Source organism: Azotosporobacter soli, from assembly GCF_030542965.1.
In the GTDB taxonomy this organism is placed as follows: domain Bacteria; phylum Bacillota; class Negativicutes; order SG130; family SG130; genus Azotosporobacter; species Azotosporobacter soli.
In genome coordinates this window covers 56,985-73,565 of the sequence record NZ_JAUAOA010000006.1, presented here as the reverse complement: position 1 = coordinate 73,565, position 16,581 = coordinate 56,985, and the positions used below count along the sequence as shown (strand labels likewise).

General features: G+C 54.1%; 15 protein-coding genes. 14 read left to right on the top strand and 1 reads right to left on the bottom strand.

Annotated features, from left to right (window positions below; genetic code table 11):
- The first annotated feature begins 60 nt into the window (after positions 1 to 60).
- Together QTL79_RS07670 and QTL79_RS07665 are read left to right on the top strand one after the other, a co-directional pair.
- On the top strand, positions 61 to 1,032 hold the full coding sequence (locus QTL79_RS07670) for a DUF3298 domain-containing protein (protein ID WP_346354375.1): 972 nt from the start codon (positions 61 to 63) through the stop codon (positions 1,030 to 1,032).
- Positions 1,033 to 1,331: 299 nt separating this feature from the next.
- Entirely contained in the window at positions 1,332 to 2,228 is an 897-nt protein-coding gene (locus QTL79_RS07665; RefSeq protein ID WP_346354374.1) for a DMT family transporter, read from the top strand.
- Between the two features lie 79 nt (positions 2,229 to 2,307).
- Here QTL79_RS07665 and QTL79_RS07660 read toward each other — a convergent pair whose 3' ends face one another.
- Entirely contained in the window at positions 2,308 to 2,598 is a 291-nt protein-coding gene (locus QTL79_RS07660; protein ID WP_346354373.1) for a DUF5665 domain-containing protein, read from the bottom strand.
- A gap of 197 nt (positions 2,599 to 2,795) precedes the next feature.
- On the opposite strand from QTL79_RS07660, the gene QTL79_RS07655 reads away from it, so the two are divergent.
- The 12 genes from QTL79_RS07655 (at position 2,796) to QTL79_RS07600 (ending at position 16,579) form a co-directional block, all read left to right on the top strand.
- A complete protein-coding gene (locus QTL79_RS07655; RefSeq protein ID WP_346354372.1) occupies positions 2,796 to 3,239 on the top strand; it encodes a metal-dependent transcriptional regulator in 444 nt (147 codons plus the stop codon).
- A complete protein-coding gene (locus QTL79_RS07650; RefSeq protein WP_346354371.1) occupies positions 3,232 to 3,462 on the top strand; it encodes a FeoA family protein in 231 nt (76 codons plus the stop codon). The genes QTL79_RS07655 and QTL79_RS07650 overlap by 8 nt, the downstream gene beginning before the upstream one ends.
- Before the next feature lie 22 nt (positions 3,463 to 3,484).
- The gene (locus QTL79_RS07645; protein ID WP_346354370.1) at positions 3,485 to 3,697 is read left to right on the top strand and encodes a FeoA family protein; all 213 of its coding nucleotides are present in this window, start codon (positions 3,485 to 3,487) and stop codon (positions 3,695 to 3,697) included.
- 65 nt (positions 3,698 to 3,762) lie between these two features.
- Positions 3,763 to 6,144: a ferrous iron transport protein B gene (feoB, locus tag QTL79_RS07640; protein ID WP_346354369.1), complete on the top strand. Its 2,382-nt coding sequence runs from the start codon at positions 3,763 to 3,765 to the stop codon at positions 6,142 to 6,144.
- 10 nt (positions 6,145 to 6,154) lie between these two features.
- Positions 6,155 to 6,325, top strand: coding sequence for a hypothetical protein (locus QTL79_RS07635; RefSeq protein ID WP_346354368.1), 171 nt, complete (start codon positions 6,155 to 6,157; stop codon positions 6,323 to 6,325).
- On the top strand, positions 6,322 to 6,462 hold the full coding sequence (locus tag QTL79_RS07630) for a hypothetical protein (RefSeq protein WP_346354367.1): 141 nt from the start codon (positions 6,322 to 6,324) through the stop codon (positions 6,460 to 6,462). The genes QTL79_RS07635 and QTL79_RS07630 overlap by 4 nt, the downstream gene beginning before the upstream one ends.
- A gap of 396 nt (positions 6,463 to 6,858) precedes the next feature.
- Positions 6,859 to 8,076 (top strand): diaminopropionate ammonia-lyase, encoded by a 1,218-nt coding sequence (gene dpaL / locus QTL79_RS07625; RefSeq protein ID WP_346354366.1) that lies wholly within the window; start codon positions 6,859 to 6,861, stop codon positions 8,074 to 8,076.
- A 24-nt stretch (positions 8,077 to 8,100) separates the two neighbouring features.
- A complete protein-coding gene (gene ssnA, locus QTL79_RS07620) occupies positions 8,101 to 9,429 on the top strand; it encodes a putative aminohydrolase SsnA (RefSeq protein WP_346354365.1) in 1,329 nt (442 codons plus the stop codon).
- Positions 9,430 to 9,480: 51 nt separating this feature from the next.
- Positions 9,481 to 10,779, top strand: a complete 1,299-nt coding sequence (locus tag QTL79_RS07615; RefSeq protein WP_346354460.1) for a nucleobase:cation symporter-2 family protein — start codon at positions 9,481 to 9,483, stop codon at positions 10,777 to 10,779.
- A gap of 46 nt (positions 10,780 to 10,825) precedes the next feature.
- The gene (gene ygfK, locus QTL79_RS07610; RefSeq protein ID WP_346354364.1) at positions 10,826 to 14,098 is read left to right on the top strand and encodes a putative selenate reductase subunit YgfK; all 3,273 of its coding nucleotides are present in this window, start codon (positions 10,826 to 10,828) and stop codon (positions 14,096 to 14,098) included.
- An 84-nt stretch (positions 14,099 to 14,182) separates the two neighbouring features.
- A complete protein-coding gene (locus QTL79_RS07605) occupies positions 14,183 to 15,418 on the top strand; it encodes a YgeY family selenium metabolism-linked hydrolase (protein ID WP_346354363.1) in 1,236 nt (411 codons plus the stop codon).
- Positions 15,419 to 15,574: 156 nt separating this feature from the next.
- Positions 15,575 to 16,579 carry an ornithine carbamoyltransferase gene (locus QTL79_RS07600; RefSeq protein ID WP_346354362.1) on the top strand — a complete coding sequence of 335 codons (1,005 nt, stop codon included), beginning with the start codon at positions 15,575 to 15,577 and terminating at the stop codon, positions 16,577 to 16,579.
- Positions 16,580 to 16,581: the final 2 nt, after the last annotated feature.

Here is a 16,581-nt window from a genome sequence, read left to right as displayed (position 1 = left end):
GCTGCAAGGAGTCTGCCCGTGGCAGGCTCCTTTTTGCCAGACGGAGAAAGAGGGGATACGATGAATAAATGGCTTGGCATACTGGCAATCGCGCTTTGCCCGCTTTTCGTGAACAGTGCGGCGGAAGCGGCGGCGATCGTCGGCAAGGATATCCAATACAAAGACGTCAAGGGCACGGTGCCGGTCGTGACCAGCGGCGCGAGTCCGGCGGCGCTTGAGGCGCTGAACGCGCAATTCGTCAAAAATTTGCAGGGAATCATGGCGGACTACATTAAGCAGCGCGATGAGAACCGCAGCCAAACCGCGTTGCCGGAAAGCATCAAGAAAAGCATGAGCTTTGCCGGAAATTATCGCGTATATTACGACAGCGGCCCCTGGGTCAGCCTGGTGCAGAACGGCTATCTCTTCATCGGCGGCGCGCATGGCATGCCGTTTGAAAATGCAGTGACCGTGAATCTCGATACCGGAAAGAATTATAAACTGGCGGACCTCTTCAAGCCGGGCTTCGACTATAAGACGTATCTGACCGAGCGCGTCAAGAACGAAGCGATCGAACGCAAAGAACTCGACCTTCTCGTGCGTCCCGAAGTGACCGACCAGCAGAAATTCTATCTGACTGAGGACGGTCTGGTCCTTTATTATGCGCCGTATGAAATCGCGCCGTACTCGAACGGCTTTGTCCGCTTTATGATTCCGTACCGCGATCTGGCCGGCGAATGGGTGCGTGAAGTCGCCGACATCGAACCGGGCTTTATCCTGATCGGTGAAGAACCGTTTTGGCATATCGATATCCGGCCGGGTGAATTCATCCGTTTCCGCGGCGTGTTTGAAACGCTGGTCGACCAGAAGCTCGCCTATGATCGCCCGGCGTACACCGGCGATACTTGGGTGTACAACTTGGGCAGCGACCTGTCGGTGACGATTGTGCGTCAGCCGACCGCCAGCACGATGGCCGATAACCGGCACTTTGAATGCACCGCGTATTTGAAATGGCAGGGCAAGACTTATAAAGGCGGCGCACAAAAGTGGTGAAAGAGCAAGGATCGCGGCGATTGCCCGGTCCTTTTTCTTTATAATCAAAAGAAGCGAGCGTACAAAGCGGCAGACGGGCCTTAATTGTCCTTGTGTCACGTCACGTGCGCAGTTATAATAGGACGGGTGCGTGTTCCGTAAAAAGGATAAACGACGCAACGGCGGTTGCCGAAAGGTTTCAAGTGCAAGATAAATCTGGGAATCCAAGAGACGGCGCAGGACATGCGCATTGCAGTGGGCTCGCGAGTTAAAAATGCAACGGGACTTTTTCCAATCTCCGCAAGAAGGAGGTTTTTTTTATGTGGTTTTCTGCGTTACTGGTCTTGATTGGTTCCGCTTCGTACGGGATTCTGTCAACATTTACGAAAATGGCCTACAGTGAAGGTTTCAATCCGGCGCAGGTGGTCTGCAGCCAGATGTTCTTCGGCGCATTGACTTTTTGGTGTCTCAGCCTGTTTCGCTGGCGGCAGCTTTGGGCGGTGCCGCTGCCGACTCTGCTCTTGTTGTTGGGCGGCGGCGCGCTGTCGGGTCTCACCGGCGTCTTTTATTATCAGTCACTCAAAGAGCTGCCCGCTTCCTACGCGGTCATTTTGCTCTTTCAGTTCACCTGGATCGGGTTGATGGTCGACTGGGCCTGGAAGAAACGCCGTCCCGGCTTTTGGCGCTGGATCGCGCTGGTCTGCATCCTTGGCGGAACCTTGCTGGCCGCCGGTCTAAGCGGTGGCCAGGCAGTGCCTTACACGGGCATCATACTCGGTTTGCTGTCAGCACTGTCGTATACGCTCTTCATCAATTTTAGCGGCCATGCTGCGCTGGAACTGCCGACTTTGGTGCGCAACACCTGGATGGTGACCGGTGCGTTCCTTGTTTCGCTGTTGATCTTTTCGCCCGATTTTTTGATGGACGGCTCGATCCTGCGCGGCATGTGGCGCTGGGGCGGCGCGATGGGCCTGTTCGGCATGGTATTGCCGGTCTATCTGTTCGCCAAAGGCGTGCCGAAAATCGGAAGCGGACTGGCTTCACTGCTCGGCTCGGTCGAACTTCCGGTCGTGATGGCGGCTTCGATCTTCTTTCTGCAGGAACAGGTTAGCTGGACGCAGAGCGTCGGCATCGTTGTCATTGTTATCGGCATCGCGCTGTCGCTGCTTGATAAACAGCCGAAGGCGTTCATCCGCACAGAGCGTAAAACGGCGTAACGAAAAGATACTGATAAAAGAAGACTTGCCAACATTGCGACGTTGGCAAGTCTTCTTTTATCAACAGGTGGTCTGTCTATTATTTCTTCAGATCAATAAGTCGAAGGAAGTCGATGAGCGAGGCGCTTATAAACGGCAAATGCAACAAGATGATGCGGCGCAGAATATCAATGACGAGTGCGAATACGATGGTTGTGCCGATTGCAAAGCCTAAGCCCCTGGAGATGCCGGCGATGAAATTCGTCACGATCAGTTTCCGCGGTTTTTCCAGCGATTCCAGATAGTCGGCAATGTTTAAGGCCTCCAGGTGGCGGGCTAAGCGCTCTAGCTGCTCGACCGGCCGACTGCTGTTAGGATCTTCGCTTTTCATAGTTCCTCCTTGCTGAGTCCGGATTAGTAAGAAGACTTCTTCATCCGAACGAAGAATCCTTTTGTTAACAGTATAAACAAATACCGGCTAAATAGTTATTGACAATTGAGATTGATTCTTATTATAATCATGGCAAAGGGTTTTATTTTTTAAGCTCTCAGTGAGAATGAATCTCAAAGAACGATGGGAGAACGTCAATGAAATGTTCGGTTTCGCCCAGCATGGAAAATTATCTGGAGTCGATTTACGAGATCGGCAAAGACCGTGATGTTGTACGCGTCAAGGATGTGGCGGAACGGATGGGCGTGAAGATGGCCAGTGTTACCGGCGCGCTGCAAAGCTTGGCGAAGCGCGAACTGGTGCATTATGCTCCTTATCAGAGCATCTCTTTGTCGAAACAGGGCAAAGAACTGGCGCGCTGCATCCACAACCGCCATCGCGTTTTGACGAGTTTTCTTACCGGCGCTCTCGGCGTTACGCCGGAGACGGCTGCCGAGGATGCCTGCAAGCTCGAACATGTTCTGAGTCCGGAAACGATGGACGGACTCTTGCGCTTCATGCTGCAGCATGCGTTTATCAGCCCGGCGGAAAAAGAACTGATCGATGAATATGAAAAAGGAAGAAGGGGTATAGATGGTTAAGCCGCTTAGTGAGTTAGAGCCTGGTGAAAAAGGGATTGTTGCGAAAGTTGTCGGCCGCGGCGTGATTCACCGCCGGATTGTTGATATGGGTATCGTGCCCGGCGCGATGGTCAAGGTGGAAAAGTTCGCACCGCTTGGCGATCCGATGGAGATCAAAGTAAAAGGTTTTAACCTGTCGCTGCGCAAATCAGAAGCGAATCTGATTCAGATCGAAGTGGCATAAGAAGGAAAAATGGGGTGAGCATATGCCGTTGACGATGTTAAACGCGGGACAAGCCGCTCAAATACTTGAAATACATGGTTCGCCTGCAGTGAGAGTCCGCTTGGCCGACCTGGGTTTAACGGTCGGTTCCGATTTGCGTGTGATCAGTCGAAACGGCGGCAGCGTATTGGTCGGAGTCAGGGAAAGCCGTTTGATGATTCAACAGGGCTTGGCACACCAGATAGAAGTCGGCTAAGGTGAGAGGTTTGATTTTTTGTAAAAAAAGTTAGGGTTGCCTAACTTTCAATCAGGGGAGGAAACATGACGAAGCAATTATTGATCGCAGCATTGGCGGGAAATCCGAACGCGGGTAAGACAACGATATTCAATAACCTGACAGGCTCACGCCAGCATGTCGGGAATTATTCCGGCGTGACGGTCGAAAAGAAAGAAGGGTGCCGCTGCTATCGCGAGCAGCAGTTCCGCATTGTCGATCTGCCGGGAACCTATAGTCTGACTGCGTATTCGCCCGAAGAAGTTGTAGCGCGAAATTTCATCATTCAAGAAAAACCGGATGTGGTCATCGATGTGCTCGATGCGTCAAACTTAGAGCGCAATTTATATCTTGCAATGCAAATCATGGAATTGGAACGACCGGTGGTTTTGGTCTTGAATATGGCGGATGTTGCGGAATCGCGCAATATCAAAATTCATGAACAGAAGATCCGCCAATTGCTTGGCGTGGAAGTGGTGCGTGCGGTCGGCAGTCGCAATCAAGGCATGGATGAAATCCTTCAGGCGGCGGCGCAAGTCGCGCAAGACGGCGTGAAAAAATCGTTCAAAGTTGATTATGGCACAGAAATTGAAACGGCGATCGAGGTGCTGACGGAAAAATTGCCGCAAGCCGATCGTGTCCTGGCTTTTCCGCTGCGCTGGTTGGCGCTTAAACTCTTGGAAAACGACAAGGAAGTGGTTGCCGATATGGCGCAAGTCGCTGGCGGCGAAGAAGTGCTGCGCTCTGCTTCGCGTCTGCGTCAGCAGCTTGAAAATCAATTGGGTGAGGAGCCGGAGTTGGCGATTGCCGACCGGCGCTATCGTTTCATCGGCAAAGTGTATAAAGAGATTGTCACTGCGCCGGATGAAGACGTCCTGACGTTTTCCGACAAGGTGGATCGGGTCTTGACGAATCGGGTGCTCGGCATTCCGATCTTTCTTGGCCTGATGTGGCTGGTTTTCAGCCTCGTTTTCCGCATCGGTCATTATCCTCAGGAATGGATCGCAAGCGGCGTCGAATGGGTTGCGGCCTTGGTCGGCGGTTATCTGCCGGACGGCGAACTGAAGTCGTTGGTGGTCGACGGCGCGATTGGCGGCGTAGGCTCGGTGCTCTCGTTTTTGCCGCAGATCCTGCTACTCTTTTTTGCGATAGCGCTGCTCGAAGGCACCGGTTATATGGCAAGAGCTGCGTTCATCATGGACCGGGTCATGCAAAAAGTAGGCTTGCACGGCAAATCGTTCATTCCGCTGATGCTCGGTTTCGGCTGCGGCATTCCGGCGATCATGGGAACGCGAACGCTCGAGAATCCGCGCGACAGGATGGTGACGATCCTGGTCAGCCCGTTGATGAGTTGCAGCGCACGTTTGCCGATCTACACGCTCTTGATCGCGGCGTTCTTTTCGGAAAACATGGCGGGCAATGTATTGTTTTCCATTTATCTGCTTGGGATTTTCCTGGCGGTTTTGATGGCGCGCATTTTCCGTTCGGTACTTTTTAAAGGGGATACGGAACCGTTTGTGATGGAACTGCCGCCGTACCGAATCCCGACCTTGCGCAGCGTGATGATTCATATGTGGAACCAAAGTTCGATGTATGTGCGCAAAGCGGGTACGATCATCCTGGCGGTCTCGGTCATCGTCTGGTTCCTGACGAACTATCCGAATCAGGTCGAGTTCGACAAAGATTACGATGCACTTGCGGCGCAAGCGACGGCTGCCTTTACTGCTCAGGTTCAGGAAGAGGTGACCGGGCCGCTTCAATTGGCGCAGCTGGCTGACAGTGAAGAGTTGCAATCTTTGATCGTCGAGCTGACGGAAATCGAAGAAGGCTTTAAGAAGCAGGAAGAAGAAGCGGAAGACGATGCAGCGCAGATCATTTCGCTTGCGGATGAAAAAGCGGTTAAGTTGGCTGCGGTGCAACAGGGTCACAGTGAACTGTTTCCGGCTGTCAGTCGCTATCTGGAACTGAAGGAAGCGTTGACGGAGACGACGGAAAAACTGGAAAAAGAACAGGGTAGCGAAAAACTGGCGAAAAGCTATGCCGGTAAGTTGGGTCAGTTCTTTGCACCGGTGACCGCGCCGCTCGGCTTCGACTGGAAGATCAATGTTTCGCTGATCGCCGGATTCAGCGCAAAAGAAGTCGTCGTTAGCAGTTTGGGGACGATTTACAGTGTAGGGGACGGCAAAGAAAACGGGACATCGCTTAAAAAGGCGTTAGCGGACGATCCGACGTTCAACCCTCTCGTTGCCTACACGATGATGGTTTTCACGCTGATTTACTCGCCCTGCCTGGCGGTGATCGCGACGATCAAACGGGAAACGAATTCCTGGAAATGGGCTGCATTCAGCATGGGATATTCAACAGCGCTGGCCTGGTTGGTTGCTTTCCTCGTCTATAACGGTGGAAAACTGCTAGGCCTCGGCAGTTAGGAGGTAGAAAGTGGAAAAAATAGTATTGGCGGCAATCGGCCTGATGGCAGTGTATTATTTAGCTCGCCTCTTGTGGAAACAAAGTAAGGGTGATGTGGTTTGCAATTGCAGTAACGATAGCAGTGGTTGCAGCGGCTGCAAAAGTTGTCCCAGCGCAAAGCCGGATGGGAAAGGCCAATGATGCAGGTGCGCGTCTGTCCCGGTTGCGGGCGAATACCACAGGCGAAGGAGGAATACTGCACGGAGTGCGGCGTCTCTTTAGCCCGTCCATGTTGCGGCTGCGGCTGCGCAGGCTGCGACGCAGAGAAAGAAGAATAGAGGAAAGGAGTCGTCTTGCTTGCAAGGCGACTCCTTTCCTTTCTTTTATCAAAACGATAAAAATAATTGGCGTAAATGCATGAGAACGAAGTTAGGCCAAGGAATGGCAGGCTTACAGACTTTAGGCGTTTCTTTCTTATCAAAATGATACAAATTATCGTATTGATAATAAAGAGCGCTTTATTCTTTGCCTCTTTCAGAGAAAAATTTCTCGGACGGAAAAAAATGTCTTACGGAGCAAATTTAAAAAGAGAGGAGCAACGCTGAATCTGACTGCACTGTCGGGACTTGCAGCGTTGAAAAGAGAACGCTTTGGCGACGTGTGAGAAAAGTTGGCATCCTTATTGCATTATAAGGCAATAGGGAAATAGCGAGAGCAGAAGAGAGGTATGGAGAATGGATGCTAAGATCAAATGGGTTGCCAATGGCAAACGCGGACAGGCGAAAGCCGATCTCACCTTCTTAAGTCCGAGCGAAATCGGCAAAGTGAAGAAATTTCACGAGAGTTTTCCCGAGTACAAACCGACGCCGTTGGCAGATCTGGGACAACTGGCAAAGCATATCGGTGTTGCCGGTTTATATGTAAAAGACGAATCGTATCGCTTCGGCTTGAACGCGTTTAAAGTCTTGGGAGGCTCGTTCGCGATGGCCCGCTATCTGGCGGAAAAACTGGGCAAGGATATCAGTGAACTGAGCTACGCTGAACTGACGTCGTCCGAAACGCGTAAGGCGCTCGGCGAAATCACCTTTGCCACTGCAACCGATGGAAATCATGGCCGCGGCGTGGCTTGGACCGCTAATCGCCTAAAACAAAAATCGGTAATTTATATGCCGAAAGGTTCTTCGCAGACTCGACTTAAAAATATCCAAGCCGAAGGCGCGGATGCCAGCATCACCGACTTGAATTATGATGATGCGGTTCGCCTGATCACCGAACGGGCCAAGAAAAACGGTTGGGTCGTTGTCCAGGATACTGCGTGGGAAGGCTACGAAGATATTCCGGCCTGGATCATGCAGGGGTACGGCACGATGGCGGCCGAAGCGCTGACGCAACTGCAGGAAATCCAGGTGAAAAAACCGACGCATATCTTCATCCAGGCGGGCGTCGGATCGCTGGCAGGCGCGGTGCAGGGATATTTCGCCGCCGCATTTGGCGAAGAACAGCCTAAGGTGGTCATCGTCGAATCGGATCAGGCCGACTGCATGTACAAATCCGGTCTGGCCAACGACGGGAAACCGCATGCGGTGGGCGGCGATATGGTCACGATCATGGCCGGTCTGGCCTGCGGCGAAGCCAATATCATCGGCTGGAACATCCTGCGCGATTACAGCGAGGCTTTCGTTTCCTGTCCGGACTGGGTCGCGGCGAACGGCATGCGTATTCTCGGCAATCCGCTCTCCAAGGATAAACAGGTGGTGTCCGGCGAATCCGGAGCGGTGACGACAGGGCTTGTCGTTGAACTGATGACGAACCCGGCGCTGAAGGATTTGAAAGACAGACTCGGCTTGAATGAACAGTCACGGATCTTGGTCTTCAGCACCGAAGGCGATACCGATCCGGCTAAATATCGCAGCATCACGTGGCAGGGAGAGTGCCCGGCACCAAAAGAATAAAACGGTCTGCAAAGGAGAATAAATATGCTTCTGATCGGAAATGGCAGCATGATTACCCGCGATCCCGCTCAACCGTTTCTCGCGGACGGCTGCGTTGCAATTGACGGCGACACGATTGTTGCCGTTGGTAAAACGGATGAATTGAAAGCGAAGTATCCGGCTGCACGCTTCAGCGATGCGAAAGGTCGGGTCATTATGCCGGGCCTGATCAACAGCCACATGCATCTATACAGTACGTTTGCCCGCGGCATGGCTCTGAAGGATGCGTCGCCGCAGAATTTCGTTCAAATATTGGAGCGGCTCTGGTGGCGACTCGACAAGGTGCTAACGACGGAAGACGTTTATTACAGCGCATTGCCGGTAATGATTGATTGCATTAAAAACGGTACGACGACGATCTTCGACCATCATGCCAGTCCCGCTGCGGTGAAAAACAGCCTGTTTACGCTGGCCAAGGCCGGCAAGGAAATCGGCCTGCGCGGCTGCTATGCCTATGAGGTCTCGGATCGCGACGGCCAGGCGGTGATGGAAGAGGGAATCCGGGAAAACATGGATTTCATCAACCATGCCAATAACGGCAATGACCCGATGCTTCGGGGCATGTTTGGCCTGCATGCGTCAATGACGCTGAGCGATGAAACGCTCAGACGTTGCGCTGCTGCGAAACAAAACAGCAATGCTGGGTTTCACGTCCACACGGCGGAAGCGCTCTCCGATCAGGAACACAGTTTGGAGACGCACGGTAAGCGGGTTGTGGAACGGTTCAACGAATTCGGCATTCTGGGCGATAAATCGATTGCGGTGCACTGTGTTCATGTCAACGACGCGGAGCGGCAACTGCTGAAAGAGAGCAAAACCGCGGTGGTTCATAATCCGGAATCGAACATGGGCAACGCCGTAGGCTGCTCGCCGGTGCTTTCCATGCTGGAGCAGGGAATCCTGATGGGTCTTGGCACGGACGGCTACACGAGCGACATGCTGGAGTCCTATAAGGTAGCCAACATATTGCATAAGCATCAACAGGCGGATCCCGGCGCAGCCTGGGGCGAAATTCCGACGATGCTCTTTGAAAACAATGCATTGATCGCCGCCAAGTATTTCCCCAAACCGCTCGGACAGTTGAAGCCGGGCGCGTACGGCGATGTGATCGTAGTCGATTATCAGCCGCCGACCGCGCTGTCGGCGGACAATGCCAACGGACACATCCTGTTCGGGATGTCCGGTCGCGGCGTCGTGACCACGGTAGTAGGCGGCCAGGTGCGGATGGAAGAACGCCAACTGGTCGGCATCGATGAAGCGGCCATTTGCGCCGAGGCGCGCAGGTTAAGCGCCAAGGTATGGGAGCGCTTCTAATCTAAAGAGGTGATCAGAGTGAAAGAGAACACGATTCACCCAGTAGACGAAATGCTGCCCATTGGCCAGTTATTCGCCTACGGTCTCCAGCACGTATTGGCGATGTACGCCGGTGCGGTGGCCGTGCCGCTAATTTTAGCCAATGCATTGCACCTGTCACAGGAGCAAGTGATTTATCTGATCAATGCCGACTTATTTTGCGCCGGCATTGCAACAATCATCCAAGCGATCGGTATCGGACCGGTCGGCATCAAATTTCCGATCATGCAGGGCGTGACGTTTGCCGCCGTATCGCCGATGATTCTGATCGGCCAGGAACATGGTTTGACCAGCATTTTTGGCGCGACGATCGCTGCCGGGCTGATCACCTACCTGCTCAGTCCATTTTTCAGCCGACTGATGCGATTTTTTCCCGCCGTCGTCACCGGCACAATCATTACGATTATCGGCATCGCATTGCTGCCGGTCGCTGTTAATTGGGCGGCCGGAGGGAATTCAGCCGCTGCGAATTACGCGAGTCCCGCCAATATCGGTCTGGCCTTTGCGGTGCTGGCCTTTATCCTGACGCTGAATAAATATGTTAGCGGGTTTCTTAGCAACATTTCAGTTTTGCTGGGACTGGTCTTCGGAACGCTGCTTGCAATGCCGCTTGGCATCGTCGATTTTTCTAAAGTCGGCCAGGCGGATTGGATCGGATTTACAATGCCGTTTGCGTTCGGTATGCCGACGTTCGAACTTTCATCCATTCTGGCGATGACCGTCGTGATGCTGGTCGTGATGACCGAGACGACCGGCGACATCATTGCAATCGGGCAGATTGTCGATAAGCCGGTCGGAGCGAAGGAATTGACGCGCGGTTTGCAGACCGACGGCGTGGCGACCATGATCGGCGGCTTGTTTAACAGCTTTCCGCATACCGCCTTTGCGCAAAACGTCGGACTGGTCAGCCTGACCGGCGTCAAAAGCCGCTTCGTCGTAGCGACTGGCGGTCTGATTCTGATCCTGTTTGGTTTGTTTCCGAAAGCGGCTGCAGTGGTTGCGGCGATTCCAAACCCAGTTCTTGGCGGCGCCGGCATCGTGATGTTCGGCATGGTGGCTTCGAGCGGGATTCGCGCCCTGACCAAGGTCAATTATGAAGGCAACAAGAACACGTTAATCGTGGCGGTCAGCATTGGGGTCAGCATGGTGCCGCTTGCCGTTCCTAACTTTTATCACGCGTTGCCGGAATGGGCTCGCATCGTCTTGCACAGCGGGATTACCGGCGGCACACTGAGTGCGATTTTGCTCAATGCCTTCTTCAACGAAATTGGAAAATTAAAACTGAAAAAAACACTGGAAAAAGTGGCCTGAGAATTATCGGCCAGGCAACAACAGTTGTTAGAGGAGGAAACCGAACATGTCACACAGCATGAAAGTTCAACCGTTTCCGGTCTTGCTGGAATGGATATTGAAGGAATACCAGGAGAATCAGAGCATTTTCGGCATTCACCGTTCTCTTTTTTACACGCCGAAGGCGGATGCACCCTATGCGGTGCAGGACTTGTTCGGTCACTATCTGGCGACGCCGCTTGGACCGGCTGCCGGACCGCATACGCAGCTGACGCAGAACATCCTGTGCAGCTGGCTGTCGGGTGCGCGCTTTATCGAATTGAAAACGGTGCAGTGCATGGACGAACTGGAAATTGCGCGACCCTGCATCGATATGGAAGACGAAGGCTATAACGTCGAATGGTCGCAGGAGCTCAAGCTGGAACAGTCCGCGCCGGAATATATCAAGGCCTGGGCGCTGATCCATATTCTGCCGCGCATCCTTGGCTGGGATGCGACGCTGCCGGTCGGTACGATCTTCAATATGAGCGTCGGCTACAATTTGGAAGGCGTAAAGACGCCGGAGATGACGCGTTTCATGGATCGTATGCAGAATGCGAAGACCGAACTCACTGAGATCAGAGCGTTTTTGCAAAAAGAATATCCGCAGTTTGCCGACATTGAGATTCCGGATCAAATCACGAACAGCGTCACGCTGTCGACGATGCACGGCTGCCCGCCGGATGAGATCGGCCGCATCGCCCGCTTCCTTTTGGAAGAGCGCGGCCTGCATACAACGGTGAAATTGAATCCGACGCTGCTTGGCCGCGAATGCGTCCTTGGGATATTGCATGAAAAACTTGGCTATCGCTCGATCGACATTCCGGAAAAAGTCTTCGATCATGATTTGAAATATGACAAGGCCGTCGAGCTGGTGACGATGCTCTGGCAGGTCGCCAAGGAGCGCGGTCTCGCGTTCGGCGTCAAGCTCAGCAACACGCTGGCGATGGCGAATTATAAGAAGCAGATGCCCGGCGACGAAATGTACATGTCAGGCCGGGCGCTGTATCCGGTGACGATGCAGCTGGTCAAGAAATTTGCGCAGCAATTCGACGGCAAACTGAGCGTGTCATATTCCGCAGGCGCGGATGCGCTGAATTTCTCGACGATTCTCGCGACGGGCGCTTTGCCGGTCACGGTCGCGTCCGATCTCCTGAAACCGGGCGGCTATTCGAATCTGGTGCAATATCTTGAACAGCTCGAAGCGGACATGAAAGTGAAAAAGGCAAAAAACCTTGATGAACTGGCTGCCGACAGATTGACTAATGTTGATCGGGCCGCCGAAGAGGCGCTAAGCGATATTCGCTATAAAAAAGCCTATCATGATCACGGACTGCCGAAACTCGAATCGAATCTGAGCGCGTTTGACTGTGTCGCCGCGCCTTGCACCGCGCAATGCGCAGTTTGCCAGGATGTACCCCGCTATGCGTGGCAGATTGCAGAGGGCGATTATGATGCGGCGCTGACGACGATTCTCGAGCGCAATCCGCTCCCGTCTGTGACAGGCTATGTCTGTACGCACCTTTGCCAAAGCAAATGCACGCGCAACAATTACGACGAACCGGTCGCGATCCGTTCGCTGAAACGGTTCGCTTCCGAACACGGCAAGGCGCAGCTTCCTAAGGGCAAGGCGAATGGCCACAAGGTGGCGATCGTCGGCAGCGGGCCTTCCGGCCTTGCGGCGGCGACGGCGCTTGCACTGCGCGGTGTTGACGTCACTGTGTTTGAAAAGCGCGAACGCGCAGGCGGCATGATGGCGATCGCACCGGCGTTCCGGGTACCGAAAGAAGTGCTCGACGGCGATGTGCAGCGCATCCGCGACCTAGGCGTCGAGATTCGGCTTTCGCAGCCGGTGAACGGCAAGGCGGAAGGCCTCTTGAAACAGGGGTACGACGCGGTTTATCTCGCGTGCGGCTTTCCGCAGGATGCGAAGATGGATATCCCCGGCGACGGTGCAGACGGCGTCTACAGTGCGCTTGAACTTTTGGAAAAAGTCGCGCGCGGCGAAAAAGTCGCGCTTGGTAAAAAAGCCGTCATCATCGGCGGCGGCAACACGGCGATGGACGCGGCGCGCACCGCGCAGCGGCTCACCGGACAGCCGGTTACGGTGGTGTATCGAAGGACGCGCCAGGAAATGCCCGCGATTGAAGAAGAGATTCATGAATTATTTGCGGAAGGAAATCAGCTCGAAGAACTGGCAACGCCGGAGGCGATTCTACTCGAAGGCGGCAGGGTGAAAGGTCTTTCCTGCAGTCGCAACAAGCTTGGCGAACCAGACGCGAGCGGGCGGCGACGCCCGGTGCCGATTCCAGACAGCGCGTTTACGCTCGAGGCCGACGCAGTGATCATCGCGATCGGACAGAGCGCGGATTTGAACTTTTTTGACGGCAGCGAGGTCCGGCTTGAGAAAAGCGGCGGCGTCGCAATCGAGAAACGCAGCGGCAAGACTTCGGTCTGCGGCGTATATGCAGGCGGAGACGCGGTTACCGGACCGGCGATCGTGATCCAGGCCTGCGCCGACGGCCAACGCGCGGCTGCGGCGATCTGCGAGAAACTGGGACTGAAGAGCCCCGAGGCAGAGCCCTCCGTGACATTGAGTGAAGAAGAGATTCTGTGCGTGAAACAGGCGCGCTGCAGAAAATCGGCGCAAAAGAGACAGGCGACGCTGCCGTTTAGTGAACGCGACGGTTTCAAGCTGGTCGATCGAACGCTGGCGGAAGCGGAGGCGAAAGAAGAGGCGAAGCGGTGTCTGCAGTGCGCCAGCTTTTGCGACAAGTGCGTCGAGGTGTGCCCCAACCGGGCCAACTTTATCTACCAGTTGCCGCAAATCGAGGTCGAACTGCCGCGCCTCTCCTGCCTGAACGGCAAACTGACGCTCTCCGGCACGGAAGAGTTCGCGATCCGGCAGACGCGCCAAATCCTTCATCTGGACGATTTTTGTAACGAGTGCGGCAACTGCGCCAGCTTCTGCGTCCATCAGGGCAGGCCGTATCTCGATAAACCGCGCCTGTTCCGCGAGAAAGCGGACTTTGCGCAAGAAAACGACAATGCGTTTTACATCGAAGGCGAGCGGATCAAACGCCGCGAAGGCGGCAGGGAAATGACGCTTGCGCTGACGAAGAGCGGCTGGCTGTTCGAAGACGACGCGCTGCAGCTGACCTTAAGCGACAGCTTCGAGCTGAAGGCGATGCAGTTGAAAACGGAGTTCAGCGGCGATTTCTCGCTGCGCCAGGCTGCCGAAATGGCGGCGCTTTACCATGGCGTGACCAGGTCGTTGCCGTTCTTACTGACACGGGCGTAGCGGCAGGGTTTGGGAAGAGGTTGCAGAGCCCCAAACCAAGGCTGAAATATACAAGCGGTGATGTTGAAAGGGGAATGTGGAATCATGGAATTTGCTAAAATCGTCGAACAGGCAAAGAAGTATCAACCGGAAATGACCCGATTCTTGCGCGACATGCTGGCGATCCCGAGCGAAAGCTGTCAGGAAGAGAAGGTCGTCCTGCGCATCAAGCAGGAGATGGAAAAAGTCGGCTTTGACGAAGTCAAGATCGATCCAATGGGCAATGTGCTGGGACGTATCGGCCATGGCCCGCATGTGATTGCGATGGACGCGCATATCGACACCGTCGGCGTCGGCAACATGGCGAACTGGGAATTCGATCCGTACAAAGGCTTTGAAGATGACGAAGTGATCGGCGGGCGCGGCGCGAGCGACCAGGAAGGCGGCATGGCCTCGATGGTCTACGCCGGAAAGATCATCAAGGATCTCGGCCTCGAAGGCGAGTATACGCTCTGGGTAGTCGGCTCCGTGCAGGAAGAAGACTGCGACGGCTTGTGTTGGCAGTACATCATCAATGAAGATAAACTGGTGCCGGAATTCGTCGTGATCACCGAACCGACCGACGGCAAGATCTATCGCGGTCAACGGGGACGGATGGAAATCCAGGTCAAGACGCAAGGCGTCAGCTGCCACGGCAGCGCGCCGGAGCGCGGCGACAATGCCATCTATAAAATGGCTCCGATTCTCGAAGAGTTACGGGCGCTGCACGAAAATCTGCTCGATCATCCGTTCCTGGGCAAAGGCACGCTGACCGTATCGGAAATCTTCCATACTTCGCCGTCGCGCTGCGCAGTGGCAGACAGCTGCTGGATCTCGATCGACCGCCGTCTGACGGCTGGCGAGACTTGGGAATATGCGATCCAACAGATCAAAAATCTGCCGTCCGTCAAAGCGGCCAAAGCAGAAGTAACGATGTATCAATACGATCGTCCTGCTTACACCGGCCTCGTCTATCCGACCGAATGCTACTTCCCGACCTGGCTGATCGAAGACGGCCATCCGGTCTGCGGTACGCTGGAAGAAGCGTATGCGGAGCTGTTCAAGAAAAAACCGGAAGTCGACAAGTGGACGTTCTCGACGAACGGCGTTTCGATCATGGGCCGCTACGGTATCCCTTGCATCGGCTTCGGCCCTGGTCATGAAGATCAGGCGCATGCGCCAAACGAAAAGACCTGGAAAAAAGAACTGGTCGACTGCGCCGCGATGTATGCCGCTATTCCATTGCTCTATGTAAAAAAATATGCGGACAAAATGCCGAAAAACACACAGAACCTGGTCTAAGGATAAAGCGTTTAAACCACAGTTGCCTTCGGCAACACAGCGGCCGCTTGCGGCCTACACTGTGCGGCGCGTTAGCGCTACTGCGATGCCGCAGGCATCTGTGGTTCAATAAAAAATTCGCAACAAATAAAACAAAATTTGAGGGGGATCATCATTATGCAAAGCGTTTTCAGAGGCAGACATTTCATCGATTTGGAAGAGTTCACAAAAGAAGAAGTCGACACGATGCTCGAAGTCTCGCTCGATTTGAAGAAAAAATTCGCGATGGGCGTACCTACGCCGTATCTCTTGCATCAATCGATGTTCATGATGTTCTTTGAACAATCGACGCGCACGCGCAACTCGATGGAAGCCGGTTTCGCACAGCTTGGCGGCCATGCGGGCTTCTTGGATTCGAGCAGCATGCAGATCGCGCACGGCGAAAGCGCCAAGGATACCGCGACGATCCTGTCCCGCTTCGGTCATGGCATCGCCTGCCGTTATTGCAACTGGGGCTACGGCAACAAATATCTGACCGAAATGGCCAAACATTCGACCGTGCCGATCATGAATCTGCAGTGCGATCTCTATCATCCGATGCAGGCGCTGGCGGATCTGATGACGATGAAGGAAAAAATCGGCGATTTGAAACGCACCAAGGTGTCCATCATCTGGGCCTATGCAGAAAGCCATAAAAAACCGATTTCCGTACCGGTTTCCCAGGTTCTTCTCTTCCCCCGCTACGGCATGGACGTTGTGCTGGCGCATCCGAAAGGCTGGGAACTGCCGGATTGGGTCATCGCCAAAGCGAAGGCCAACGCGGAAAAATACGGCGGTACCGTTACCGTCACCGATAATGAAGCCGAAGCCTATGCTGGTGCGCATATCGTCATCCCGAAAAACTGGGGCAACTGGGTTAACGATCAGACCGGTCTGCAGGCCGCTGGCGCAGTCGCTGTCGTCGATGACAAGCTGAAAGCGCAAAAATCATGGAAATGCACCGAAGCCAAAATGGCGACTGCGGACAAGAATGTCATGTACATGCATGCACTGCCGGCTGACCGCAACAACGAAGTGGAAGACTCCGTGATCGATGGTCCGCATTCCGTCGTATATGATGAAGCCGAAAATCGTCTGCATACCGCAAAAGCGGTTATGACTCTGTTAATGGGCGGTAGATAACG

Excerpts from the sequence above, each read along its gene's own strand:
- QTL79_RS07630 (WP_346354367.1), top strand. The coding sequence starts at position 6,322 with ATGATGCAGGTGCGCGTCTGTCCCGGTTGCGGGCGAATACCACAGGCG.
- ssnA (WP_346354365.1), top strand. The coding sequence starts at position 8,101 with ATGCTTCTGATCGGAAATGGCAGCATGATTACCCGCGATCCCGCTCAA.
- QTL79_RS07660 (WP_346354373.1), bottom strand. The coding sequence starts at position 2,598 with ATGAAAAGCGAAGATCCTAACAGCAGTCGGCCGGTCGAGCAGCTAGAG.
- QTL79_RS07670 (WP_346354375.1), top strand. The coding sequence starts at position 61 with ATGAATAAATGGCTTGGCATACTGGCAATCGCGCTTTGCCCGCTTTTC.
- feoB (WP_346354369.1), top strand. The coding sequence starts at position 3,763 with ATGACGAAGCAATTATTGATCGCAGCATTGGCGGGAAATCCGAACGCG.
- QTL79_RS07665 (WP_346354374.1), top strand. The coding sequence starts at position 1,332 with ATGTGGTTTTCTGCGTTACTGGTCTTGATTGGTTCCGCTTCGTACGGG.
- QTL79_RS07615 (WP_346354460.1), top strand. The coding sequence starts at position 9,481 with ATGCTGCCCATTGGCCAGTTATTCGCCTACGGTCTCCAGCACGTATTG.
- QTL79_RS07650 (WP_346354371.1), top strand. The coding sequence starts at position 3,232 with ATGGTTAAGCCGCTTAGTGAGTTAGAGCCTGGTGAAAAAGGGATTGTT.
- QTL79_RS07600 (WP_346354362.1), top strand. The coding sequence starts at position 15,575 with ATGCAAAGCGTTTTCAGAGGCAGACATTTCATCGATTTGGAAGAGTTC.
- dpaL (WP_346354366.1), top strand. The coding sequence starts at position 6,859 with ATGGATGCTAAGATCAAATGGGTTGCCAATGGCAAACGCGGACAGGCG.
- QTL79_RS07645 (WP_346354370.1), top strand. The coding sequence starts at position 3,485 with ATGCCGTTGACGATGTTAAACGCGGGACAAGCCGCTCAAATACTTGAA.
- QTL79_RS07605 (WP_346354363.1), top strand. The coding sequence starts at position 14,183 with ATGGAATTTGCTAAAATCGTCGAACAGGCAAAGAAGTATCAACCGGAA.
- ygfK (WP_346354364.1), top strand. The coding sequence starts at position 10,826 with ATGTCACACAGCATGAAAGTTCAACCGTTTCCGGTCTTGCTGGAATGG.
- QTL79_RS07655 (WP_346354372.1), top strand. The coding sequence starts at position 2,796 with ATGAAATGTTCGGTTTCGCCCAGCATGGAAAATTATCTGGAGTCGATT.